Raw genomic sequence first — 26476 nt, 5'->3', positions numbered from 1 at the left:
TCTAAAGGAGGACTGAAATGTGTTCAGTTTTGGATTTTCAAAAAAAAATTTTATGTTTTATGATAATAAAGTAATACGAAAGAGAAAAAAATTACTTAAATTCTTCAGAAGGTTAAAAAAAGATATTTAGATAATCTTCGTTTGATATATATATAATATTTTTTTGAAACAAAAGGAGAGCTGAAGATAAAAAGGGAGGTATTATGAAACATAAAACTTTTATTTTGATTCTGCTTAGTATTACTTTTATTATGGTGTCGTTACTCCAAAGTTCTAAAGCGGTAAACGCTGTTAATTACGACACTGAAATTGGTTTAACGTTTAACAGTGATGTAGCAGCTGCTAGTAGCGAAAGTACGACGACCACCTCTGACAGCAGTACAGATACAACGTCTGAAAGTAGTACTAGCGCATCTAAAGCTAAGACGCAATACTCAAAAGCAGAGTCCGAGAAGTCAGTTATTAGCAGAGTATTACCAAGTACTGGATCTGAAAATAATAATTTCTATTTATTTTTTGGTTTTTTAATTTTGACTACTGGATTCATTTTACTCATTTTTAAATCCTCCAATATATGTAAAAGATTACGCAAATAATAGGAAGAAAAAGCTGAAGAAAATGTATTGTTTGATATCAACGGGAACCTCAGTATTCTTGGACTTGTGAAAAGCACAATTCATACAATTCCTGGTCATTACTATCAACTTTCTACCGAGATAACTGCAAGTGCTTATGCTGGAAATGATGCGAAATATACTCTGGATTGGTTATCAAATTCAGATGTGAATAATCCAGTGCCTATTTATCCAGATTACAATAAGATAATCGATCGTGGATTTGGCCCTACGACTGAAGGTGCTCCATGGTGAAAGGGGAGGGGAAATGAAAAAAATCATGAGAAAATTTATTGTTTTTATGGCGCTGCTGTTAGGGGGAGTTTGTGTAGAGGTGCCGGTAGTTTTTGCAGATGGAGCGGTGGAAAATAAATCTGAAGCAGAAATTTTATATACAGAAAATAGTGATATTACTCCACCTATCGATAGGGACAAACCTGGTGAGGCAGTAGAAATAGTTTCGTCAGTTCCCATTCGTCCTGGAACGTCAGGTCCATTGAGTGTTGATTTTGCCCCACATGTTATTTTTGGAGAACATGATGGATCGCAGAAAAATGATCTTTATTATGCAAAATTGATGCGGATAAAAAAGTTATCTGATGGGACTGAAGAAATGGTCCCAAATTTCCTTCAAATAACTGATAATCGAGGAAAAAATTCTGGATGGCGTTTAACGATTAAACAAAATGGGCAGCTTAAAAATGGTACACACTCATTGAAAGGAGCTGAAATATCGTTAAAAAATATTACGCTGTTTTCTCCAAACAATGGAGGCAAACCCATTGCTACAGAGAGTGTGCGTCTTGATCCAGAAGGCGGAGAACCAACAGAAATGGCTAAGTCTACCGAAAAAACGGGTAAAGGAACTTGGTTAGTTATGTTTGGAAAAGATAGCGAAGAAAGTAAAACAAGCATACAAGTCAGTGTTCCAGGAACAAGCGAAAAGAAAAAAGGTAACTATACAACTTCCTTAACCTGGGAGTTGATTGATACACCAATCTAAAAGTAAAAGGGGAAAAAACATGATATCGAAAAAGAATTTAACACTAACGACTGCAGGTTTAGTAACATTTGCAAGTTTACTACTAGGAACTCCAGCAGCATTTGCTGATACAACAGGCGACGAAGTGAAACCACCAATGACAATTGTGGATCCGGCAAAATCAGAAGCTGAAATTTCATTTGAGCAAAATGAAACGGAAGTGACACCTCCAGTTGGGCCTGGTGGTGAAGAACTTGTAAAACCGGGTGAAGGTGATACAGGGATGGTAGGACCTTTAACAATCGACTATATCACAAAAATCAATTTTGGTTCCGTTAAGGTTTCTGGTAATACAGCAACTTATTATGCGAAATTAGCAGAAATCAAACTAAAAGACACTTTAGAAGCCAAAAAAGTACCAAACTATGTTCAGATTACTGATAATCGTGGCTCGAATGCCGGTTGGCAGTTACAGCTTAAACAAGATGCACAATTCCAAGCAAATGGTTCTACACTTGAAGGCGCTAAATTAACGCTTGATAATCCAACGTTAAAGTCTACACAAAAGGGCGCAGCATTTGCTCCGCTAGGTAGAAAAGTAGCGCTTGAGCCTGGCGGTCCAGCTGTCACAGTCGTTAATGCATCTGCAGGTAAAGGAATGGGGACTTGGCACTATACATTAGGCGATACGGATGAACAAGCAGCGAAAAGTGTTTCCTTGACTATCCCTGGTGATACTGCAAAACTAACAAATGCTGCCTATAAAACCGTGTTGACATGGACATTAGTAGATGCTCCAGAAAAATCATCAGATACTCCAGAAGTGACACCTTAAAGTCAGAAAATAACAAAAGCATAAACAACGATATTAAAAATAGAAAAGAGGAAATTAATTATGAAAAAGACAACAACAATCGCTTCTGCGCTATTGATTAGTACATTTATTTTAGGGGCAGCTTCACCAGCCTTCGCTGAGCAAGTTGCAGCACCGACAACTGATGCAACTGTAAAGTTCAAATCAGAAGCACAAGATGCTGATAATGGAGGAAACACAATCGATCCAACTAATCCAGGTGGTGATGGAGTGAAACCAGATACAGGTGAAGGGTCAACAGGAACGAAAGGGCCATTAAGGGTTGATTTTGCGCCAAACTTTAAGTTTGGTACAGTGACAATGTCAGGTAATGCTGCGAAGTATCATCCGGTGTATCCCAAAGTTAATTTACTAGATAAAACTGGGAAATTGACAGAACCTCTTCAAAGTAAATACGTACCTCATTATGTACAAGTAACAGACAACAGAGGAACGAATGAAGGCTGGCAGTTAACAGCATCAGCTACTGCATTTCAAGGTACAAAAGATCCAAAAGCAGATTTAAAAGCTACTTTAACACTAGGTCATTCAGAATTTTCTACGGCTGTTATAGGTGAAACCCTTAAGCCTGGGACGCTTAATACAAATATAACATTAAATTCGATACCCCAAACGTTTATCCAAGCAGAAGTAAATCAAGGGATGGGTTCTTGGGCTGCTGTATTTAGCAAAGACAAAACAACTGAGTTTTCAAATCTAGATACAAATCCTAATATTACGCTTAGTGTGCCTGCTGATTCCAAGAAAGATGCTACGGAAGAATACAAATCAACAATCACTTGGACTCTTTCATCAACACCAACAGCACCTTAAGTGTAACTAAACAGATCAATTGAATCAATCATTGTAGCAATGATTGATTCTTACATAAGCAATAATGTAAGAACATACATTCAAACATATGCAAGTTGGGAGAAATTAGTAATGAATAAACGAATAGTATCACTTTTACTTTTGATCATCATGATAGGACTGGCTCCACTAAAAGCTTCAGCACAAGATGGAACCATGAATTTTTCTGTAACAGCGGTCATTCCTGAGAATCAAATAGATAAAACAAAAACTTATTTTGATTTGAAGATGAAGCCTGGTCAAGTTCAGGAATTAGAAGTTTTGATGAATAATCCTTTAGACAAAGAAGTCACCGTGGAAAATTATGCGAATACAGCAATTACCAATGATAATGGCATCGTTGATTATAGCAATTCAGATCCTACATTGGATAAAACACTAAAAGCACCTTTTTCCATCATTAGTGAAGTAGAAAAAGAAAGCACGATTCCAGCCAAAAGCTCAAAAACGTTAAAAGTAAAGGTGACAATGCCTGATGAAGAATTGGATGGTGTCATTTTAGGTGGTCTTCATTTTACTGAAAAAGAAGACAAAACAAAAGAAAATAAAGATAACTCAGGCGTGCAGATTAAAAATCGCTTTGCTTTTGCAATTGGTGTATTGATTAGAGAAAATGACAATGTTATTAAACCAGATTTGCTGCTAGGTAAAATACAACCATCTCAGGTCAACTATAGAAATGTTTTGAAGGCGAATATTCAAAATACACAGCCCGTGATTATCCAAAAGCTGGAAGTTGATGCTCGAGTAACTAAAAAAGGTAGCAAAGAAACATTATTCGAACAAAAAAAGCCTGGCATTCGGATGGCACCAAATTCTAACTTTAACTTTGGAACGAGTTGGGAGAATGAAGAATTTAAAGCAGGAAAATATACATTACACATGAATGTGTCTAATGGGTCTGAAAAATGGAAATGGTCTAAAGATTTTGAAATAAGCCAAAAAGACGCAAAAAAACTGAATGAACAAGCAGTTGAATTAAAGGTTGATCCTACAAATTGGTATATTTTTGGGGGAGTAGCCGCAGCTGTACTGTTGATGATTATTACATTTGCGTTTAGTCAATACATCAGTAAAAAGAAACAGCAAAAAAGAAAAAAATTAAGAGCTAATGCAGCAAAAAGAAAAAAATCAAAGAATAGACAAAAAAATAATACTAAAAATAAAAGAGATAGCTAATTTTAAAGGGTTATTAATTGAGTATTAACAAATTTAATATATAGGGGAAATGTAATATGTATAATATAGGTTATTTTTCATTAAGAAGACCTCAAAATAACTACTATAAAATATTGGACATAGACCAACAATGTTCACTTGAGCTAATTGAAGAACTTTGTTTAGATGATTTAGCTATATTAGATGTTCTTATAATAGAAGAAAGTGTCGAACTCAATTTTACCAACATATGTGAATCGTTATTAGAAATTCGAAAAAAATCTAATATCTACGTCCTGATCCTCTCAGACAAAGAGCAAACCGTTTTTACTTCTCAAATGGTTTATTTAAAACTTGGAGCAGATGGCGTTTTTTCTGAAGATGCTGATGTACTAGATTTAATTGTAAAAAATATTTTAAAAAGAATTAGGAAAGAAACTGTTGAGAAAAAAGATCAGGGCTCCTCGTTTGAGATGATTCCGAAAAAATCGTGCGTGCTAATCAATAAAAATCAAGAAATTAATTTAACCAGACAAGAATTTTTAGCTTTAACTATTTTATATAAAAAAAGGAACGAAACAGTCACCTATGAAGATATTTATCAAGGTGTGTGGGGGAAAGGACCGGAGGAGTTACAGAAGAATCGGGTCTGCAACCTTGTTTCTCACGTCAGAAAGAAGTTTTCTGACGTGAAGAATTCACCTGTTCAAGTAAAAACGATTCGCTCTATTGGGTATATTTTAGATACCGATAGCTATGAAAAAGAATTCCAGTATTAACATCGTTTATTTACTGTAATCAAAATTAAAACCATTCAAACCTGGCTATAGATTTGAACAGTTCTAAGTATAGTCAAGCGACCTTGGCTGAAGTTAGAGACTTTAATAAGGAGCGCAATGGTTGGCTAGTTTCAACGCTAAATTGATAAGAACGATAACGAAATAAATGATTCAAAATAACGAAAGTTGCAACTTCAATAGCTAAAAAAACGTTTAAAGAATCGATTGAAAGACAAAGCAAAGAGATTGCCAAAAACAAAATAATGAAGAGTGCGAATAATTGCTGAAGATGATTGCTGTTTGTGATCGAAACCTCTTTGATGTCAGGTGTTACGATGATTTTTTGAGAAAAACGGAAAATCCCTTCTCTAAATTCAAGTGTATCGCCTGTCTTAACTTCTAACTCAGTTGGGATATTGTTAAATAATTTGCCTTGTTGGATGCCGTTTTTATAAACTGTAAAGTGTCTCACACAGCCCCATGTTGTTTGTCGTTGTAATTTGATTTTCATGATAGATCACCTCTTTAAACTATTTTCCCATGAAAGCCAGAAAAATGAATCAAACAAAAGGCTGATTTATTGTTCCCTTTTTCTCGTGCTAAAGTCGTATTTCATGTTACATCGAACGTATTTAAATTTGAAATTCATAGTTCATACTTGAATCTTTTTTATTAACTTAAGATCGATAGGTTGTTGGGCAGACTAATTATTATAGGCATTAATATGAGGAGTGGAAAAATGATAAAAAGAAAAAAAATCATAACTTTAACACTAATTATCTGCTTAATGGGTATTTTTTATAGTGTAAAAGAATTAAAAAATAAGAGTTATGAAATACAAGCTGCCGATTCAAGTAATCTAAGAGCGGTCAATTTATTAACAACGAATTGGAAACCTTACTATAATAATGGCTCGGGAGGTATTGTAGAGTCGAATACTGTGATTACAGATCAATGGACAGATATAAGTGTAGCGTGGGGGAGCGGCGCTATAGGTGCAGCTAAAGTTACTGCGGATTCAGTATCTTTGCGGATAAACTCAGGTTACTTAATTTTAAAACAAAATGCTATTCAAGTTAAAAGCGAAAAGTATTATCAGTTTCGCGGTGTATTACAAGCAATTACAACGGTTAAAGGTGCGTCAAGCGAATATCAATTTAAAATAAAAGACGACTGGGATAGAGAAGTAAAAAGTGATCGATTTTATTTATCGGACGGTTACTCCAAAGAAGTTGTTTATAGTTTTAAAGCAAACAGGGGGATAGTAAATTTAGAATTTACTAATTATGGTATTCCTTATGGGGCTGCTTCTAACTCAGCAACTGGCGAGCTAAAGAATCCGTCTTTGATAGATATTACCGATGAAGTGAATGGCATTACAGCTTCTGTTGATGCATTATTTACCGACAAAAGTCAAACCGCGCTCAAATTGAGTGTGACCCAGAAAAAAATAACTGAAACTAAAAAAATTGTGAATGAAATCAAAGAACTGTTAGATGTAAAAGTGGTGACTGCTCTAGAGACAAAACTAACGAAAGCCCAAAGTTTATTAGACACAGTAAATACCCAGCTGACGATCGAAAACTTGGTGGATAACCTGCAGGATGCCCATAGTAGTACAATTATTGGTGTTACTTACCCGAATGCCTTTTTAAACTTCTCTGGACGAAATGACATCCCAAAAGGAACCTTAAATTCTGAGGTTGAGGGGGATATTAGAACATATCAAATTAGAGCAGATGGAACAGGGAAATTCAGCTACTCACTGCCCAAGGACAGTCATTTTCAATATCTTGAAAAAATCACTGTAGTCAGTATGCTTCATGGTAAATCAACAGTACAAACAAAAACGGTCTTAGATACAACGCCTCCTGCTCAGCCTACTTTAGAACATTTAAAAGATACTGATACAGTCTTTTCAGGAACAGGGGAAAAAAGTTCAGTTATCAAAGTCTATGACGCTAGTAAGAATATCTTATTCTTAGAAGGAACAGCGACAACAAATGGCACCTATTCATTAGCGATACCAGCTAATAAGCAGCCACTGGTTCCCTATGCTAATTATTATGTCACAGCAACTGATAGTTCCGGAAATATTAGTGAGAAGTCTGTATCTCAAGAAATAAAAGATACAACAGCCCCTGTGGCAGATCCTGTAAAACAAGTGTTGACTCTTGGAGAAGCATTACCCTCATTGGATAAATTGTTAACCAACATTTATGATAATGCTGGCAGTCAGCATGTGAATGTTTCGTTGACAAAAGCACCAGATCTCACAAAAGTTGGTTTTTCCACAGCAGAACTTACGCTAATGGATAAAGCCAAGAATACGTTGAAAATCATTGTACCGATTTTCGTTAAAGACCAAGAAACAATCGATGACGGCGAGCATATGTTGTATACAGCTGATTTTACAAGTTTGGCCATTGATTTTCCAGATAAAAGTGAAGAACAAATCCAGTTTTTGCTAAAAAATAGCCAGGCTGGAGTCTGGCAAACAACTACTGGTGAGAATAAAACAGATCAGCTCGCGGTCAATCATTCAAGCATGCGTAAAAGTCCGGGAAGTTATCAGGTAACATTTAGTTTAGGTGAGTTGAAAAAAACGATAACTGTGACACTTTCTGCTGGAAAGTTAGATTTTGATCAAGTTGCAGCACCTATCTCCTTCGGTGTGCCAACAATTAAATCTGAAATTCAAGAAATTTATCCGCAAAAAAGTATTGATTTTCTAATCGATGATAGTCGTTTTCTTATAAAAGATTGGCGCTTAATGGCTAAATTGTCACAACCGCTACAGACTAAGAGTGGCAAAAAGACTAAAAGTACTATAAACTTACGTAAACTTGACGCAAACAATCAACTGATTGAACAACCGCTAAGTGATCAAATGACGACGGAACTATATTCAGATAGAAATGGACGGAATGGAAAAATCCCATTGAAGTTTAATCAATTAGAGCAACAAGCGATATACTTGAATGTCTTGCCAGGAACGGTTCGTTCTAATGAAGAGTATGGAACTCAAATAGTTTGGACGCTGGAAAATGGACCATAAATACAATGAAACCTCAACAAAGTTACTAGTACTTTTTGTTGAGGTTTTTCTGTATGATCTGTTTATTCTGTCTCCAGAGGTGGTAAATACGTATATTCAGCAATAGCTGCCGCATGGGTTCCGGCAACATGTCCAGTAACAAAAGCAGCCGTCACGTTATAACCGCCCGTGTAACCATTAATGTCCAATAACTCACCTGCGAAAAACAAACCGTTGACCAATTTGCTTTCCATTGTTTTTGGTTGGATTTCTTTTAAGGAGATGCCGCCACCGGTTACAAAAGACTTTTCAATCGGTAGCGTCTTGTCAGCTTTGATGTAAAAAGACTTTAAGTGTTGAACGAGTTGATCTAGTTGTTTCTCCGAGACTTGTTTGGCTTGGCTGTCAGAAAGACCGAGCTCGCTTAAGACGAAATCTAATAGACGCTCAGGAGCTAAGTTTTTCAAGGCGTTTTTTAATGATTTTTCGGATTGCTCTAAAAGTCTTTTTTTGATTTCGCCGCTCAATTCCTGTACGCTTTTTTGTGGGAAAATATCTAGTCGTAATGTGACTGGTTGTTGGTCGGTTTTAGCCAATTCTTGATTAATAAAGCTAGAACATCTCAAAGCAGCTGGGCCAGAGATACCAAAATGAGTAAATAAAAGATCCATTTGATGTTCAACGAGGACTTTTCCTTGACTGTCTAAAACAGAAAGTGAAACGTCTTGTAAGGAAAGACCTTGTAACGTTTTATCTTGAATAAAAGGCTCATTAGATAGGATAGGTGATTCCGTTGCGTACAACGGACTAATTGTATGACCTAATCGTTTTGCAAGCTTATAGCCATCACCTGTTGACCCTGTGGACGGGTAGGTTCTGCCGCCAGTTGTTAGAATGACGCAAGGAGCATAGAGTTTCTCGTGTTCTATAGCGACGCCAATCACTTGTTTGTCTTTATGCAGAATCTTTTCAACTTTTGCTTCAGTGTAGATGGTAACGCCAAGTTGCTCTAATTGGTTAAATAATGTTTCGACAATCGTTTTTGAGCGATCTGTGATGGGAAACATCCGACCATGGTCTTCCTCTTTTAAATGGGTTCCGTTTGATTCGAAGAACTCCATAATATCGTAATTGTTAAATTGTGAAAAAGCACTATATAAAAACTTTCCATTTCCAGGAATATGGGCAATAATTTCTTCTGCTGGTCGATTGTTGGTCACGTTACAACGACCACCACCAGTCAATAAGAGTTTTTTCCCAACACGTTTGTTTTTTTCTATTAATAAAGTATTACTGCCGGCTTTAGCTGCTGCGATAGCGGCCATCATACCGCTAGTACCTGCCCCGACAACAATCACGTCGAATGATTTCATAAATTCTCCTCCATTTCAATGGTATTTTAACACAATTTTCAAAACTTTTTCTATTTTTTTTGCAATTCATAGTAAAAAATTGTGGAAATTTTCAGAATTTAGGTTAAAATAGGATTATAACGATGAGAGGGTGATTAAATGGAAGCAAAACAGTACGTGGAAGAAATTCAAAAAAAGATTCATGAAAACGATCGAGGGCAAGTAGAATACTTGCAAGCAGTTGACGAATTTTTACCAACGGTTGAGGTATTTTTAAAAGAAAATCCAGCCTTCATTGAAGCCAATATTTTAGGTGTCTTGATCGAACCAGAGAGAATTTTACAGTTTAGAGTTCCTTGGCAAGATGATCAAGGCAATTGGCAAGTCAACCGTGGCTACCGTGTCCAGTATAATTCTGCGATTGGTCCTTACAAAGGTGGCTTACGTTTTCACCCCAGCGTGAATTTAAGTGTGATGAAATTTTTAGCATTTGAACAAATCTTTAAAAACAGCTTGACAGGTTTGCCGATTGGTGGGGGCAAAGGCGGTAGTGACTTTGATCCTAAAGGGAAATCAGATGCTGAAGTCATGCGTTTTTGTCAAAGTTTCATGACAGAATTACAAAAACATATTGGACCGAGCACAGATGTACCCGCAGGTGATATTGGTGTTGGTGCAAGAGAGATCGGTTACTTATTCGGTATGTATAAGCGTTTGAGAAATTATGATGCAGGTGTTCTAACTGGTAAACCTTTAGGCTATTGGGGGAGTGAAGCGAGAACTGAAGCTACAGGATATGGTTGTGTTTACTTTGTTAAACATCTATTGAGTGACTCAAATGACTCATTTAAAGGAAAAAAAGTTGTTGTTTCAGGAAGCGGAAATGTATCAATTTACGCAATGGAAAAAGCCAAAGAACTAGGTGCAACGGTACTGACATGTTCTGATTCAAGCGGGTTTGTTTATGATCCAAATGGAATCGATGTTGAATTAGTCAAAGAATTAAAAGAGAAAAATCGTGAACGTATTGCTAAATATGTCGAGACACATTCAGATGCTACGTATTATGATGGTCAATCAGTTTGGGACTTTGAAGTAGCTTACGATATTGCTTTACCATGTGCGACGCAAAATGAAATCAATGAGCAACAAGCTGAAATTTTAGTCAAAAATGGTGGAAAAGTCGTAGCTGAAGGTGCGAATATGCCATGTACGCTAGAGGCTGTTGCAGTACTTGATAAAGCAGGTGTCTTGTATTGCCCTGGTAAAGCCGCAAATGCTGGTGGGGTAGCTGTTTCTGCATTAGAAATGAGTCAAAACTCAGAACGCTTATCTTGGTCATTTGAAAAAGTTGATGGCATGCTAGATGATATTATGAAAAATATTTACGAAACATGCCGTGATACAGCGAATAAATATGACGCTGCAAATAATTTTGTCTTAGGAGCAAACGTTGCAGGGTTTGAAAAAGTAGCACAAGCGATGTTAAGTCAAGGGTTAGTTTAGCTTAAAGAAATGAAGAATGAGAGTGATGCGTTTGGTCATGATCATTCTTTATTTTTTCGGATGGACGTTAATGTTGTATAGACCAATTCGGATTAAAAGATGTTTGGATTTGTGTTATAAATGAGGCTTTTTAACTGATTTAAAATAAAATTGGTACAGACAGTCATAATTTGCTTGAAAAAAGCATAAAAAGAACGTAAAGTAGTGAGTGTATTAAGTTTAATTTCAAGGAGGAGACGGAATGTCACACATTCAATTTGATTATTCCAATTTGACGCCATTTGTTGCTGATCATGAATTGGAGTATATGCAGACACAAGTGACTGCAGTAGACAAAGCATTAAGAGAAGGAACTGGAGCTGGGAGTGATTTTACTGGTTGGATCGATCTACCAGAAAATTATGATAAAGATGAATTTGATCGCATCAAAAAAGCGGCTGAAAAAATCCAATCCGATTCAGAAGTTTTAGTTGTAATTGGTATTGGTGGTTCTTACTTAGGTGCAAGAGCAGCGATTGAATTTTTACATCATTCATTTAACAATTTACTACCCGCAGTCGAAAGAAAAGCACCGCAAGTTTTCTTTGCTGGAAATAGTATTAGTTCAACTTATTTAGCTGATTTGATCAATGTTATTGGTGATCGTGACTTCTCAGTAAATGTGATTTCTAAATCAGGTACAACGACAGAGCCTGCTATCGCATTTAGAGTATTCAAAGAATTATTGATCAAAAAATATGGTAAAGAAGAAGCAAATAAACGTATCTATGCCACAACTGACCGTGCTAAAGGCGCTGTTAAAGTTGAAGCGGATGCGCAGGGTTGGGAAACATTCGTGATTCCTGATGATGTTGGTGGACGTTTCACTGTATTAACGCCAGTTGGTTTATTACCAATTGCAGTTAGTGGTGGCGATATCGATGCCTTGATGACGGGGGCTAATGATGCGCGTAAAGAATATGCATCAACAACTGATTTAAGCAAAAATCAAGCATACCAATATGCTGCGTTAAGAAATATCTTATATCGTAAAGGGAAAACAACTGAAATGTTGATCAACTACGAACCAGGAATGCACTACTTCTCTGAATGGTGGAAACAACTTTTCGGTGAATCAGAAGGTAAAGATCAAAAAGGCATTTTCCCAGCAGCGGCGGACTTTTCTACTGATTTGCACTCAATGGGTCAATATGTTCAAGATGGTATGCGTAACTTATTTGAAACGGTTGTTAAAGTTGATACACCGCGTCATGTTATCTCTATTCCTGAACTTACAGAAGATTTAGATGGTCTTGGTTATTTACAAGGAAAAGAAATCGACTTTGTAAATACAAAAGCTTTCGAAGGAACACTACTTGCTCATACAGATGGCGGAGTGCCAAATATGATTGTTAAAATTCCTGCAATGGATGCTTATTCATTAGGTTATGTTATGTACTTCTTTGAAATTGCTGTTGGCATTTCAGGCTATTTAAATGGTGTAAATCCATTTGACCAAGAAGGTGTAGAAGCATACAAAAAAAATATGTTCGCTCTACTTGGTAAACCAGGTTTTGAAGACCTAGCAAAAGAATTGAACGCACGTCTGTAAGATAAGTTTATTAAAAAATTACCGAGGTCAAGACATAACTCTACAAGTTATGTCTTGACCTCGGTATTTTTGAATTTATTCAGGTTTAAATAAAAACGCTTGAATGCACGAAAATAACTCAAACTAAGTTGGTTCCTTGTATATGTTTGACACATAGAAAAACTTTAGATTGCTTGTAGTTATTCTGAGTTCAAAACAGTTTGTGATTATCAGATCAGCCTGTTCAATAGTATCCTAAAAATAGAATGTTTTAGGGTTGAAAATAGTATTCAATCTATTTTTTATGTAAACTGTACCTAAGTTATTTCTTGAATATTGAATGTAAACAGAGACAGATTGGACTAAAAGGTTTCTGTTAAAACAGTTAACAAGATCTTCATTCCAAAATTAAATGAAGTGGGAATAGTAATGTCCAGATTATTTTCTCGGAATGACGTATAGAATCGTTGAACTTTTGAGTTTACTTTAATTGACAACGAATTTTGAGATTCGTAAGTAAACGAAGCTCTAAAAAATTGAAATGAACTTATTGAAAAGTAAGTCGCTTGAATTAGTCCAAGAAGTGAATAGTAGAAGGCGATGGCTTTTTGTTCTTTTCCCATAGTTAAATTAGGATAAAAGAATTTTTCATATTCCTCAATTAATAAATCACAGTCTTTGATCAAAGGCTGTGATCTTGGAAACGAATCATAAAGCCTAACTTGGTCCTGTAGAGTATCTATTTCAGAAATATAACATCTAACTCATCAAAATAACGCTTTAATGTACTCAAAGAGACATTTAGGAAATACTGTAAATAAGAAAAAGATATTTCTTCGTCATCTCTATATAGTAATTCAGTAAAGAGCTCTATTTTCTTTTTACTTTTTTCGTTTAGAAGAAAGTCCATTTCATCAATCCTTTTTCTCTAGTGTTCCCAAATTATAGAAATAGAATGTTTTAAAGTCAAATCATTTGGTCAGTATCACATAATACAGCAATTGTTTATTTTTATAATTTCAATTTTTCGATTTTATACTATAAAAACCGTGCAAACTCAATTGTGAGTTTGCACGGTTTTTACCTATTTGAAGTCATCATCTTTTGGGTAAGGAAGAACATGTAATGAGTAATCGTCCTCAATAGGTTCTTCTGAATCTGACTCTTGGTAATAATGATTCTCTGTGTCAAGTTCTTGCCTAAAATCGTCATGGTAATTCGATTCATTCTGATGTAAGTTATTTGATTGTTGTGACATAGTACTATCGTTCTGAGCTAACCGCTCTTTAGCAGCTTCTTCTGCTTGAAGAATGTTTTTACGACGTGCTTTTTTATTACCGCCTGTAAATGTCAAATAAATAATCAATACAATCATAATGATCGTTAATATAATTAAACCAATAAACATGCCAAATGAGATAAACATGATGGTGATCCTCCTTTATAATCCTATTCTTATTCAGTTTATCAAATGTTACGTATACAGTCATCTATTTTTCTTGTATATTAGTAATTAAGTTTGATTATAATCAAACTCAAACCATATATTTGGAAAAAATGGAGGAGAACGTATGAATACATTGGACGCAATGAATTGTTTGAAAGAAAAGAAGTGGATTGACTTAAGTCATGCAATACATGATAAAATTCCGCGTTTTAGTGCTTTTAACGCATCACGGGAAAAAACATTGTTTAAGATCAATGAAGACGGTTTTTTTGCCAAAGAGTACACTTTTCCAACGCAATATAGCACACACATTGATGCACCCATTCATTTTGCACAGGGGAAACGTTATCTACATGAGTTAGCATTAAAAGAGCTAGTCTTACCACTATATGTTATCCATAAGGAAAAAGAAGTCAATGAAAATCATGACTATTGCATTTCACTCCAAGATATTTTAGCTTTTGAAGCAGAGTTTGGCTCACTTCCTGAAGAAGCCTTTGTGGCCTTTGCAAGCGGCTGGTCTAATCGTTGGGGTTCTACAGAAGAGTATTATAATGTTGATTCAGATGGCAATGCTCATACACCAGGTTGGAGTCTGGAAGCTTTGAAGTATCTTAGTGAGGTCCGTAATGTTACAGCGATTGGTCATGAGACGTTAGATACAGACAGTGCGGTAGATTTTAGAAAAAATAATGGTTTATTGGCTGAATATTATTGGTTAAAACAAAATAAATATCAAGTTGAAGTAATGTGTAATTTAGAACAGGTTCCACCTGTTGGTAGTATTATTCTAACCAGTTTTCCCAATGTAGTGAATGCACCAGGATTTCCTGTTCGTTCGTTTGCAATCGTGCCAGATTAAGTAAAATAAAAGTATGCGAAAAAGCATACAGAAATTGATTGCTAAACAGTCCTATCATTGCTAGAATTATTATTGTGCAATAATTATTACAAAATGATTTTGATTCTAAGTTGTATGATAACGGGACGAGTGATCGTTTTTACTTAGGTAAAGGCGGATGTATATGCCAATGTTATTTTTGACTATATAGATAACTGATTTGCCCTTTTCGTACAACTTTACGAGGAGGGCATTTTTTTGAAAGTTAGTATTTTTTCTACATGTGTTGTTGATTTACTATTTCCAAATGTAGGACAGGCGATGGTTGAGGTTTTGGAGCGTTTAGGCTGTGAAACTTCGCTACCTGATAATCAAACCTGTTGTGGTCAGCCAACGTATAATAGCGGCTATGTTGAAGAAAGTTATGCCACGTTAAAAAATCAAATCGATTGCTTTGAGGAGGCAGAATATGTTGTTGGACCGGCGGGCTCTTGTGTAGGGATGTTGAGAGAGTATCAACATTTCTTAAAAGACGATCCGATCTATGGTCCAAAAGCTAAAGCGTTAGCTGCAAAGTCGTTTGAGTTCAGTCAATTTCTCTATCGTGTGTTAGGTGTGACCGATGTTGGAGCTTCATTAAAGGCTAAAGCGACCTACCATCGTTCGTGCCATATGACGAGAATTTTGAAAGAACGGGAAGCACCATTTATTTTATTAGATCATGTTGAGGGATTAGAAATGGTGCCATTAAACCATATTGAAAACTGTTGTGGGTTTGGTGGGACATTTTCCGTAAAAATGCCGGAAATATCTGAACAAATGGTTACAGAAAAAATGAATGACGTGATTGATACTGGAGCAGAGATTTTAATCAGCGCAGATATGGGTTGTTTGATGAATATCGGTGGTAAATTTAATCGAGACGGTAAACTGATCAAAATCATGCATATTGCAGAAGTGCTAAATCAACAAGTGAACAACGAACGCTGTGACCAGCCAAAACGAATGACAGTTATCTAGGAGGAAAAATCGTGGGATTAACAACCAGCTCAAAACCATTTAAAGAACGATTAGAGGATAGTAAAAAAGATGTTTTCATGCAAAAAGCTGTAGCCAAAGCGCAAGATGATCAATGGATCAAACGTGAAGGTGCTAGAGAGGAACTTGGTCATTGGGAACAGTGGCGAGCCTTAGGCGAACAGATTAGACAACATACTATTTCTTATTTACCAGACTATTTAGAACAGTTTAGTGACAAGGTAGCGGAACAAGGTGGAAAAGTCTTTTTTGCTCAAAGTGCAGAAGAAGCAAGTGAATATGTCAAACAAGTCGTGTTAGCTAAAAACGCTAAAAAAGTTGTTAAATCAAAATCAATGGTGACCACAGAAGTTGATATTGATCCAATGTTATTGGCGTTGGATGGTGTAAGCGTCATGGAAACTGATTTGGCTGAATTTATTTTGCAGATGGATGATTGGGATGAACCATCCCATATTGTTTTCCCTAGTATTCATAAAAATCGTGAGCAGATTCGTCAAGTGTTTGAGGAAAAACTAGGTTATAAAGGGGATAATGATCCGGTCAATTTAGCGAGATGTGCCAGAGAAGTTATGCGGAAATTTTTCTTAGAAGCAGAAGTTGGTATTACAGGGTGCAACTTTGCGATTGCTGACAGCGGGATGATCAATTTAAATACGAATGAAGGGAACGCAGATTTAACAATCAGTATTCCTAAGACACAAATTGTTTTAATGGGGATGGAGCGTATCGTTCCTAGTATGAAGGAAGCAGAAGTATTAGACAATCTATTGGCGCGAAGCGCAGTTGGTCAAAGTTTGACAACTTATGTAACGTTTGCTGGAATCAAAAATGAAGATGAGTCTGATGGACCAGAAGAGTTTCATGTTGTGATCTTAGATAATGGTCGTTCCAACGCATTAGGAACGGCTTTCCAACCTATATTGCAATGCATTCGTTGTGGTTCTTGTTTAAATGTTTGTCCAGTGTATCGTCATATCGGTGGTCATGGTTACGGTTCGATTTACCCTGGCCCGATTGGCGCTGTTTTATCACCTGTTTTGGGCGGCTATCAACAATTTGGGGAATTACCTTATGCTTCTAGTCTTTGTGGTGCGTGTACAGATACTTGTCCAGTGAAAATACCATTACATGAACTGTTGATCGAACATCGAAGAGTCATGACAGATGAATTGAAGATGCAGCATGGGTTTGATGATTTCCAAATGAGAGTTGTAGGAAAAGCGACTGCGACGCCAAGTTTATTTAAAATGGCTATGAAGGTCGATCATGTAGGTTTAGCACCGTTAAGTAAGAAAAAAGAGATCACAGTCGACAATATGTTTCAATATGGTGGATATATAGCGAAAGGCCCTGGACTTGTTAAAGGTTGGACCGATGTTAGAGATTTGCCGCGGCCACCAAAAAGTTCTGAGAATTTTAGAAGTTGGTATAAAAAGCATAAAGCAGGTGAAAAAGATGACTAATGCTAATATACAAAATAGAGCTGCTTTTTTTAAGAATTTGAATGAAAAATTGGGTACAGAACGACAAAGTGTCAAAGCACATCCATTTCATCCAATCAATGATCTGCCAGAGACGACCTTGGCAGATAAATCACCTGAAGAATTGCTGGAGGTTGCTAAAAAACGTGTAGAAAAGATCAATACGAAGCTGATAGAAACAACCAAAGATCAATTGGCGGTTACAATCAATCAGATAATCGAAGAATTTGGACAAGGAAAAATTTTATTGCCGATCGATGAGCGTTTTTCAACTTACGGGTTAGACAGATTTACTCAAAAAGGAGCTTTTGGGGAGGAAAATGAACAATTAAAGTTTTGGCAAAAAGGTTCAGAACACAGAGAGACGAATATAGACAATGCACAACGCGCAAATATTGCTATAGCCTTTGCCGAATTTTTATTAGCTGAATCAGGATCAGTGGTCGTTGAAACAAACGCTGGTCAAGGTCGTTCATTACATTTCTTACCACAACACTATATTTCAATTATTCCGATGAGCAAAATTGTTCCTCGTTCTACCCAAGCAGCAGCTTACTATGCACAAAAACAAGCAAAAGGTGGAAAAGTTGGATCAGCGATTCATTTTATTTCGGGACCTTCTAACTCAGGGGACATTGAAATGCAATTAGTAGTGGGACTACATGGTCCACTCGCTGTGTATTATGTTGTTGTAAAAGATATGTAAGTTGGTCGAAACTGAGTTGAAATACTCAGCTATGACGCTCAGTTTTGATTTTTAATTTATGGTACAATCAGAAATTGAACCAATTATTAAGAGAAGAGTTAAAAGTTTCCTCAAAAAGAAAAGAATCCTGTAGGAATTTGCTTGTTTGTGGTAAACTAGAGAAAGCAAGTTTTTGGAGGAATGGAATTTGAAGTCTAAAGAGTTAATACATACAATCTTATTTTTTGTTGGTTTAGCGGCACTATTATTTTTATTAAGACAATTCGTGTTTACACCAGTTGTTGTTAAAGGTCATTCGATGGATCCTACATTAGCTGATGGTGAACGAGTGATTGCACTAAAGAATACGGAAATCAAACGCTTTGATATCGTAACATTTCCAGCACCAGATGAGCCGAAAAAGAATTATATCAAACGAGTGATTGGTTTACCAGGTGATACGATTGAGTACAAAGATGATATTTTATATATCAATGATAAAGAAGTAAAAGAACCTTATCTTGATGAATTTAAAGCTGAAGTGACTGATGGGTTACCATTGACCATTGATTTCACTTTAAGTGAAGTAACCGGTGAGAAAAAAGTTCCCGATGGTGAATATTTTGTGATGGGTGATAACCGCCGAAATTCAAAAGATGGACGAATGATCGGATTTATCAGTAAGGACAAAATAATGGGCGATGTTAAATTTGTTTTATGGCCATTGGATCGTTTTGGTACGATTTAAAATGGTCTAAGCCACACGAATAAACAGAAAAGTTCTCTTTTAACTAAGAGGCTTTTTTTGTTAGGGACTAAAAGCCGTTTTTAAGACCGATTTATGATAAACTAAAGTCAAGAAACATTTATAAAGGATGTGACAGAATGAGTCTACAATTTATCCGCGGAACTGCTGAAATGGACCTAGAAGAGGCGCTTTTACAGGCATCTGTTAAGTGGCTATCTGAAGATGAGACGCATGAAGTTTTTTATATAGTACCCAATCACATGAAGTTTGAACAAGAGATCAATGCGCTCAAGCGAATCAAAACTATTCAAGGAAATCACAGTGACTCGATCGCCACAATGCGTTTTCAAGTGTTTAGTTTCTATCGTTTGGCTTGGTATTATTTGCAACACACGCAGTATTACAGCTCAGAGATTCTTTCAGAAGCAGGAGCTGCAATGGTTTTTAGAAAGATATTATCGGAAAATGAAGAAATACTGAAGGTTTTTCGAGGAGAAGTCAATAAATCGGGGTTTATTCAACAGCTTTTTGAATTATATCAGGAAATCAAAGAAGGCAATATTGATTTAGAAGATTTATTTGGTCACTTAACTGGGTCTGGTTCAGACAGCAAAGAACAAGACTTGCAACTAAAAATTCAAGATATTAAGTTCGTTTTTTCAAAATTTGAAGAAACGATGAACCAATATGGCATCAAATCAGCAGAGATTATCCAGTATTTAACTGATTATTTAGAGACAAAAGATCTTAGCAACGTTTTATTTGTGATCAATGGCTATCATCATTTCTCAGCGAGGGAATTAAAATTGATTGATACCTTAATGCGTCGCAGCGGGGAAGTCAAAATTTCGTTGGCGCTGGATAAAATGTATCCCAATGAATTACCGTCGATGATGAATCTGTTTTATGAAACAGGCACAACGTATCACAAGCTTTATCAACTAGCTAGACAGTCAAAGGTGGCTATACTACCTGATTACGTAGAAAAGAACAATGTTTTGGTCTTAGATGAGACTCTTCAAAACCTTGAAAAATATTGGGTGCAAGCTCAGGAAAATCATCCGCAAAAGAAAAAGAGACAAGTCGTGGGGAATCATCTGCAATTTTGGTGTGCAGAAAATCTCAAAGAAGAAATCAACCAGATTGCAAAAGAAATCCGTAGATTGGTTGTTGAAGAAAATTATCGCTATAAAGATATTCAATTGCTTACACGAGAACTGGACAGTTACGAAACCTTGATCGAGCCGTTATTTTCGATGCATGAGATACCCGTTTATCTAGATCGGGATATGGCGATGGAGCAACATCCGTTAGTAGAATTTATTCAGTCATTGTTTGCGATCAACAGCTACCATTATCGGTATCGTGATGTATTGCGTTTCTTAAGAACAGAATTATTTTTTCCGATTGAAGATCAACTCTCAGTTGAACAATGGCTAACTGAACGAAATGAATGGCGTCGTAAGATCGATGTAACTGAAAATGTGGTTCTTGCGTATGGATACGAGGGATATCATTGGGAAAAGGCTAAAGATTGGCATTTTATCCGTTATGATTTTGAAGCAGAGCAACAAGATGATACTGAGTTGATTGAAAAAGACTCAAATGCTGTTAGAAATCAAATTCAAAAAACAATACCAGTATTTTTTAAAACACTTCAAAAAGTGAATTCTGGCATCGAAGCTGCTGATTATTTTTATCGCTTTTTGGTGGATAATGGCGTAGAGAAGCAATTAATGATGTGGCGTAATCAAGCTATTCAAAACGGCCAATTAGAAGCTGCTAGAAATCACGAACAAACCTGGGAAGCTCTAATGACCTTGTTGGATGAGTATGTAACGATTTATGGCAATGAACCATTTGATTTAGTGTTATTTGAAGAACTATTCTCCAGTGGGTTAGAAGGACTACGCTATAACAAAGTACCAACAGCAATCGACCAAGTACAAGTCCGTGCAATCGACTTAGCTCGACCAGGACAGGCTAAAGTTGTTTTTGCAATTGGCTTGACGGATCAAGTTTTGCCACAAAAATTTGAGAATAAAACGTTACTTTCGGATGAAGAACGTCAATTTGTCAATGATCATTTAGAGGATGGACAATTTTTGCTGAATGACACCAGAAAAAGCATTGCTAAAGAACCATTTAATGCTTATATCATGTTCGCATCAGCAACTGAGCGCCTATATTTATCTTACCCAAGTGTGAAAGATACAGCAAAAGATGTCAAACCTTCCACTTATTTAACGAATATTCAAAACGATTTAGGCTTAAAAGTACAGCAGAGAAATATACTTACCATATTAGATGATGAACAGGTCTGCTTAGAACACGTCGGAACCTATCGAACATTGATCAGTGATTTGACAAATTTAAAGCGTCAGAAAAAAGAAACCCAAGTTGGGCTATCAGCATTTTGGTTAGAACTGGAACGTGCATTAATGAAAGACGCTCAAGCGCCATTAGCCCAGCATATTTTTGAAAGTCTAGGCCATCAAAACTTGCCGGAAAATTTAAACGAACACTTAGCAGATGAATTATACAGTAAACAGATTTACACGTCTGTTTCAAGAATGGAAAGCTTTTATCGTTGCCAGTATCAATACTTCTCTCGTTTTGGTTTAGGCTTAAAAGAACGCGATGTTTTTGGGCTGTCACCCGCTGCAACAGGTGATTTTTTCCATGAGGCGTTAGATCAGTTCTTTAAATTATTGATCACCCAAAATAAACAATTATCTGAGTTAACCGATCGAGATGTCAGTGAGTTTACGGAGCAAATATTGAACGCTGTTTTTGGCGAAATCAAGTTTTCAATCTTAGATTCATCCAGCCGCATGAACTATATTCGCTATCAGTTGGGTCAAACAATCAAAAAAGTCAGCTGGGCGTTAAAACGTCAAAGTGAACGTAGTGGGATGACTACTGTTCAAACGGAAGTTTTATTTGGGCAGATTGCTAGCCAAAAAGGGATCAAAGGCCTAGAATTACCTTTGAAAAATGGCGGAAATATCAGCGTTAGAGGGAAAATCGATCGTTTGGATCAATTAGTGACACCAGATTCTTTATATTTAGGTGTTGTTGATTATAAATCCAGCCATAAAAAATTTAATATTACTGAGGCTTATTATGGATTAGCCATGCAAATGTTGACATACTTAGATGTTGCATTAATGGATGCAGTAAATCTAGTTGGCCGCACGGCGAAACCCGCAGGCTCATTTTATCTCCACGTTCACAACCCGATTTTATCGTATGAAACAGAAGATAAAAAAGAGCAGCAGCTTTTAAAAAAATTTCAATTTGACGGATTGCTATTGAATGATCCTGTTTTACTTGAAAATTTAGATAAGAGTTTGCAAGCTAAACAAAGCTCATTGATTTACCCAATTGAAGAATCTGCTAAAGAAATTATTAAACCTGGGCGCCGTCAAGAAGATAAATTTGTGACAGAGCCGGAATTAGATGCTTTATTGACCCATAACCGCAGTAAATTTATCGAAGCGGGCAACAAGGTTACAAGTGGTGAAATCGAATTGAATCCTGCCTATCAAGGCAAAGAACGAATTGCTTGTCGTTTTTGTCCCTTTAGGAGTGTTTGTAATTTTGATGTGATGTTAAAAGAAAATAACTACAATAGGATTGAGACCTTATCCAAAAATGAAGTGATGGATCGACTGATCGAAAACGAGCAAAAAGGAGGAGCGAGTGATGAGTAAGACGATTCCTTTACGTCCAGAAAACGAACAATTTACTGATAATCAGTGGCAAGCTGTTTTCGATGGAGATGAAAATATTTTGGTTTCTGCCTCAGCGGGTTCTGGAAAGACCACAGTTCTGGTACGCCGAGTAATTGAAAAACTCAAAAGTGGTGTGGACATTGATCGTTTATTGATTGTGACCTATACAGAAGCCGCTGCTAAAGAAATGAAGGAAAGAATCCAAAGTGCTTTACAAAAGGCGATTTCAAATGAGAGCGAACAAGAGCGCAAGCAGCATTTTATCAGACAATTATCACTACTCCCTACGGCTAATATTAGTACACTGCATGCTTTTTGTTTAACTGTGATTCGTCGTTTTTATTATTTGATTGAAATGGATCCAGTGTTTCGTTTATTGACGGATGAAACTGAAATGCTGCTTTTAAAAGAGGATGTTTGGGATGAGCTTAGAGAACAATTTTACGCAGAAGACCAAGAATCTTTCTATCAATTGACAAGTAATTTCTCAAATGATCGCAGTGATGATGGACTGACTCGACTAATTTTTTCTCTTTATGAATTTGCCCGTGCAAATCCTGATCCAGATGAATGGCTGTTACATCTAGCTGATAGCTATCGTGTAACAGGACAGTTAGGTGATTCAATGTTATTTCAGGAATACTTAAAGCCGCAGCTCATGGAAAGTTTACTCCGTTGTGTAGCTCGTTACGAAGAAATGATCCGCCTGACCGAAGGAGAAGAGAAACTAGAAAAAATCGCTATTCTTGCTAGAAATGAAAAGGAATTTGTTGAAAATTTCAGTAGTCAACTGGCAGATAATGATTTGGAATCTGGATTTGAAATTTCAAAAACGGTGACCTTTGAACGTTATCCCACAGTTCGTGTCGAGGATTTAAAAGAAACTGCGGCTCAAGCAAAAAATCTACGCGAACAAAATAAGAAAGCGATAAATGATATTATAACGAACTTATTTACTTTATCACCGCAGGAAATGAAAGATATCTTAGCGCAATCCTTACCAGTAGTAGAAGAAATGGCCAGAGTCGGGAAAGCTTTCATTGAACGTTACAGCGAACAAAAGCTTAGAAAGGGATTAGTTGACTTCAACGATTTAGAGCACTTCACGCTAGCGATCCTAGCTCATAAAGAAGCTGGGAAGTGGTTTGCCACAGAAGCGTCCAAGTATTACCGCGATAAATTTGATGAAGTGTTAGTTGATGAATATCAAGACATCAATCGCTTGCAAGAAACGATCCTTTATTGGCTTAGAAGACCATCAGCTGAAGAGGGAAATTTATTTATGGTGGGGGATGTTAAACAATCTATTTATTCCTTCCGTTTAGCTGATCCAACGTTGTTTATTGAAAAATACAATCAATATGGGCAAAATAAAGAAGGAAAACGAATCGTTTTAGCTGAGAATTTCCGCTCTAGAAAAAATGTCTTAGATTTTACCAATTTAGTTTTTGAGCAGCTGATGGATGAACGGGTGGGACAAATCGATTATGATGAAGCGGCTCAACTGGTTCATGGATTTGATCAATTTGCTGAGGCTGAAAATTATGATACAGAACTGCTGATCTATGAAAAAAAATCAGAGCAGCTGGAAGAAACACTTAAAACAGATGATTCTCAACTGATCTTAGAAGATAAAACTGAAGGCGAACTGCATATGACAGCGTTGAAGATCAGGGAACTGATCGATCAGCAGTTTTTGATTTACGACAAGTCTACGAAAGAAAATCGTCCGCTGACTTATAAAGATATTGTTTTATTGACACCGACTAAGAAAAATAATTTGACCATTCTGGAAATATTCAAATTAGCTGGAATTCCGATTCAAGTCAATGATGCGCAAAATTATTTCCAAGCAACAGAGGTTCAGACCATGGTGGCGCTTTTGCAAATCATCGATAACCCTTATCAGGATATTCCACTTGCAGCTGTGTTACGTTCGCCGATCGTGGGTTTGAAAGAAAACGAATTGGTTATGATCCGTTTAGCTGCTAAAAAAAGTTCTTATTATGAAGCTTTTTTGCAGTTCAATCAAAATGATGCTACAACAAAAGAGCAGCAAACAGTACAAGAAAAAACGACACAGTTTGCGAAAAAACTAGACCAATGGCGGGAACTGGCTAGACGGAATCAATTAGCCACGTTAATTTGGCAAATTTACCAAGATACTGCGTATTTAGATTATGTGGGGGGCATGCCGGCTGGTAAACAAAGACAGGCGAATTTATTCGCGCTTGTGGACCGAGCAGCCAATTATGAGCAAACTAGCTTCCGCGGATTATTTCAGTTTGTGCGTTTTATTGAAAAAATGCAGGAAAAAGATAAGGATTTAGCGGAACCAGTTATTTTAAGTGATGAAAATGCAGTTCGGGTAATGACGATTCATGCTAGTAAAGGCCTAGAATTTCCAGTAGTATTCGTGTTGGATATGACAAAAGAATTCAATCTTGGTGATTTGAATGACCGCTATATATTTGATGACCGCCTAGGCGTGGGAATTCGTTATCTTGACCAAGGGGACCGGATGTTATATGAGACATTACCTTTTTTAGCGATAAAGCAAGCAAAATTAAAAAAATTACTTTCTGAAGAAATGCGGAAACTATATGTTGCTTTGACTCGGGCAGAACAAAAACTTTATTTAATTGGCTCTTACAATAATCAAGAAGCAACTTGGAAAGAGTGGCTAAAAGTCAGCGATGTTCAAACAAAAGTGTTACCTAGCGAAAATCGGCTGCAAGGCAAAAGCAGCTTGATGAACTGGGTCGGAATGAGTTTGATCCGTCATCACAAAATGTCAGAATTTCAAACAGAACATATCACAGAGAGAATTGCAGGAATCACACAACATCCTGCAGGGTTTGGCATCAGTTTTATGGCTGAAAAAGAGATCCAAGAACAGTTTGCTGCACTTCAATTTATTGAGACAAGCTCTGTAAATGAGGAAAGTTTTGGAAGTAATGATCCAAAGTTAACCAAGCGAGGACTTGAACGCTTAAACTATGTGTATCCATATCAGCTTTCAACAATAACGACCAATTACCAATCTGTATCTGAAATTAAGCGGATTTTTGAAGATCCAGACAATAAGGAAATCGCTAAAATCGAGCTTGATGATAAAAATACAATTCAGCCAACACCGATGATCATTCACCGAATGAGTGAAGGAGAATTAGGCAAACCAAGATTCATTGAAACCATTCGCAAACCATCGGCATTAGAAATTGGAACAGCAACACATTATCTATTACAGCTTTTGGACCTAACTATAGAACCGACAAAAGACAATATTCTTCAATTGATCGATGAGCTGATCCAAACAAAAATCATCAAGGAAAATGTAGCGAAGCAGATCAAGATTGAACAGGTTCTTTCTTTTTATCAAACTAGCCTAGGTCAGCAACTATTGACTAAATCTGCTCAAGTTGTCCGCGAACAACCATTTTCGATGTTATTAAAGGCAGAAGAGCTCATTAAAGATTACCCTAGAGAGACAGAAGACGATCTATTGATTCACGGAATGATTGATGGCTATATCGAGCAAGAGGAGAACTGTATTCTCTATGATTACAAAACAGATTTCGTTCAAGATATTGAGAACGATCAAGAGATCAAGAAAATCATCCAACGCTATAGAGGCCAACTTAATTTGTACCGGAAAGCGTTGGTTCAGGCTACTGGCAAGCAAGTAACTCAGGTCTTGTTGGTGTTATTATCTGCAGGAATCATTATTGATATGGATGCTGGGCAAATTATAGAAAAAATGAAAAAATGA

Annotated in this window: 20 protein-coding genes; 17 read left to right on the top strand and 3 right to left on the bottom strand. The window is 36.5% G+C overall.

Translation table 11 applies throughout. The features are described from left to right. Window positions 1-203 precede the first annotated feature (203 nt). The 7 genes from RV15_RS06770 to RV15_RS06740 all read left to right on the top strand — a co-directional run bounded on the left by RV15_RS06770 (window position 204) and on the right by RV15_RS06740 (window position 5259). Window positions 204-596 (top strand): LPXTG cell wall anchor domain-containing protein, encoded by a 393-nt coding sequence (locus RV15_RS06770; RefSeq protein ID WP_071877294.1) that lies wholly within the window; start codon window positions 204-206, stop codon window positions 594-596. Window positions 597-623: 27 nt separating this feature from the next. Continuing rightward, on the top strand, window positions 624-869 hold the full coding sequence (locus tag RV15_RS06765; protein WP_071877293.1) for a hypothetical protein: 246 nt from the start codon (window positions 624-626) through the stop codon (window positions 867-869). Between the two features lie 13 nt (window positions 870-882). Next, window positions 883-1617: a WxL domain-containing protein gene (locus RV15_RS06760; protein ID WP_071877292.1), complete on the top strand. Its 735-nt coding sequence runs from the start codon at window positions 883-885 to the stop codon at window positions 1615-1617. Window positions 1618-1636: 19 nt separating this feature from the next. Continuing rightward, window positions 1637-2431, top strand: coding sequence for a WxL domain-containing protein (locus tag RV15_RS06755; RefSeq protein ID WP_071877291.1), 795 nt, complete (start codon window positions 1637-1639; stop codon window positions 2429-2431). A 60-nt stretch (window positions 2432-2491) separates the two neighbouring features. After that, on the top strand, window positions 2492-3283 hold the full coding sequence (locus tag RV15_RS06750) for a WxL domain-containing protein (protein WP_071877290.1): 792 nt from the start codon (window positions 2492-2494) through the stop codon (window positions 3281-3283). Between the two features lie 111 nt (window positions 3284-3394). Then, window positions 3395-4501, top strand: coding sequence for a WxLIP family cell surface protein (locus tag RV15_RS06745; protein ID WP_071877289.1), 1107 nt, complete (start codon window positions 3395-3397; stop codon window positions 4499-4501). 56 nt (window positions 4502-4557) lie between these two features. Beyond that, window positions 4558-5259, top strand: a complete 702-nt coding sequence (locus RV15_RS06740; RefSeq protein WP_071877288.1) for a winged helix-turn-helix domain-containing protein — start codon at window positions 4558-4560, stop codon at window positions 5257-5259. Window positions 5260-5332: 73 nt separating this feature from the next. On the opposite strand, the gene RV15_RS06735 is transcribed toward RV15_RS06740, so the two are convergent. Further along, window positions 5333-5770, bottom strand: a complete 438-nt coding sequence (locus RV15_RS06735; protein WP_071877287.1) for a hypothetical protein — start codon at window positions 5768-5770, stop codon at window positions 5333-5335. Between the two features lie 228 nt (window positions 5771-5998). Here RV15_RS06735 and RV15_RS06730 point away from each other — a divergent pair, with 228 nt between their 5' ends. Continuing rightward, window positions 5999-8317 (top strand): Ig-like domain-containing protein, encoded by a 2319-nt coding sequence (locus RV15_RS06730; protein WP_083429122.1) that lies wholly within the window; start codon window positions 5999-6001, stop codon window positions 8315-8317. A gap of 62 nt (window positions 8318-8379) precedes the next feature. Here the strand turns inward: RV15_RS06730 and RV15_RS06725 are convergent, their stop codons facing one another. Next, window positions 8380-9669, bottom strand: a complete 1290-nt coding sequence (locus RV15_RS06725; RefSeq protein ID WP_071877285.1) for a BaiN/RdsA family NAD(P)/FAD-dependent oxidoreductase — start codon at window positions 9667-9669, stop codon at window positions 8380-8382. A 138-nt stretch (window positions 9670-9807) separates the two neighbouring features. Between RV15_RS06725 and gdhA the strand changes: the two genes are divergently transcribed. Then, entirely contained in the window at window positions 9808-11154 is a 1347-nt protein-coding gene (gene gdhA, locus RV15_RS06720) for an NADP-specific glutamate dehydrogenase (RefSeq protein ID WP_071877284.1), read from the top strand. Between the two features lie 241 nt (window positions 11155-11395). Then, on the top strand, window positions 11396-12745 hold the full coding sequence (locus RV15_RS06715) for a glucose-6-phosphate isomerase (protein WP_071877283.1): 1350 nt from the start codon (window positions 11396-11398) through the stop codon (window positions 12743-12745). Window positions 12746-13808: 1063 nt separating this feature from the next. Here RV15_RS06715 and RV15_RS06710 read toward each other — a convergent pair. After that, the gene (locus tag RV15_RS06710; protein ID WP_071877282.1) at window positions 13809-14150 is read right to left on the bottom strand and encodes a hypothetical protein; all 342 of its coding nucleotides are present in this window, start codon (window positions 14148-14150) and stop codon (window positions 13809-13811) included. 145 nt (window positions 14151-14295) lie between these two features. Here RV15_RS06710 and RV15_RS06705 point away from each other — a divergent pair, with 145 nt between their 5' ends. The 7 genes from RV15_RS06705 (at window position 14296) to addA (ending at window position 26476) form a co-directional block, all read left to right on the top strand. After that, the gene (locus tag RV15_RS06705; RefSeq protein WP_071877281.1) at window positions 14296-15033 is read left to right on the top strand and encodes a cyclase family protein; all 738 of its coding nucleotides are present in this window, start codon (window positions 14296-14298) and stop codon (window positions 15031-15033) included. Between the two features lie 237 nt (window positions 15034-15270). Beyond that, window positions 15271-16032 carry a (Fe-S)-binding protein gene (locus tag RV15_RS06700; RefSeq protein WP_071877280.1) on the top strand — a complete coding sequence of 254 codons (762 nt, stop codon included), beginning with the start codon at window positions 15271-15273 and terminating at the stop codon, window positions 16030-16032. A gap of 11 nt (window positions 16033-16043) precedes the next feature. Beyond that, window positions 16044-17516 (top strand): LutB/LldF family L-lactate oxidation iron-sulfur protein, encoded by a 1473-nt coding sequence (locus RV15_RS06695; protein ID WP_071877279.1) that lies wholly within the window; start codon window positions 16044-16046, stop codon window positions 17514-17516. After that, window positions 17509-18240 (top strand): LutC/YkgG family protein, encoded by a 732-nt coding sequence (locus RV15_RS06690; protein WP_071877278.1) that lies wholly within the window; start codon window positions 17509-17511, stop codon window positions 18238-18240. Before RV15_RS06695 ends, RV15_RS06690 begins: the two co-directional genes overlap by 8 nt. Window positions 18241-18427: 187 nt before the next feature. Continuing rightward, window positions 18428-18967: a signal peptidase I gene (lepB, locus tag RV15_RS06685; protein ID WP_071877277.1), complete on the top strand. Its 540-nt coding sequence runs from the start codon at window positions 18428-18430 to the stop codon at window positions 18965-18967. Between the two features lie 137 nt (window positions 18968-19104). Beyond that, window positions 19105-22683, top strand: a complete 3579-nt coding sequence (locus RV15_RS06680; protein WP_071877276.1) for a PD-(D/E)XK nuclease family protein — start codon at window positions 19105-19107, stop codon at window positions 22681-22683. Continuing rightward, window positions 22676-26476, top strand: a complete 3801-nt coding sequence (gene addA / locus RV15_RS06675) for a helicase-exonuclease AddAB subunit AddA (protein WP_071877275.1) — start codon at window positions 22676-22678, stop codon at window positions 26474-26476. The genes RV15_RS06680 and addA overlap by 8 nt, the downstream gene beginning before the upstream one ends.

It is taken from the genome of Enterococcus silesiacus (genome assembly GCF_001886225.1).
Taxonomy (GTDB): domain Bacteria; phylum Bacillota; class Bacilli; order Lactobacillales; family Enterococcaceae; genus Enterococcus_L; species Enterococcus_L silesiacus.
The sequence above is the reverse complement of the archived record's forward strand: the minus strand, read 5'-3'. Positions and strand labels throughout refer to the sequence as shown.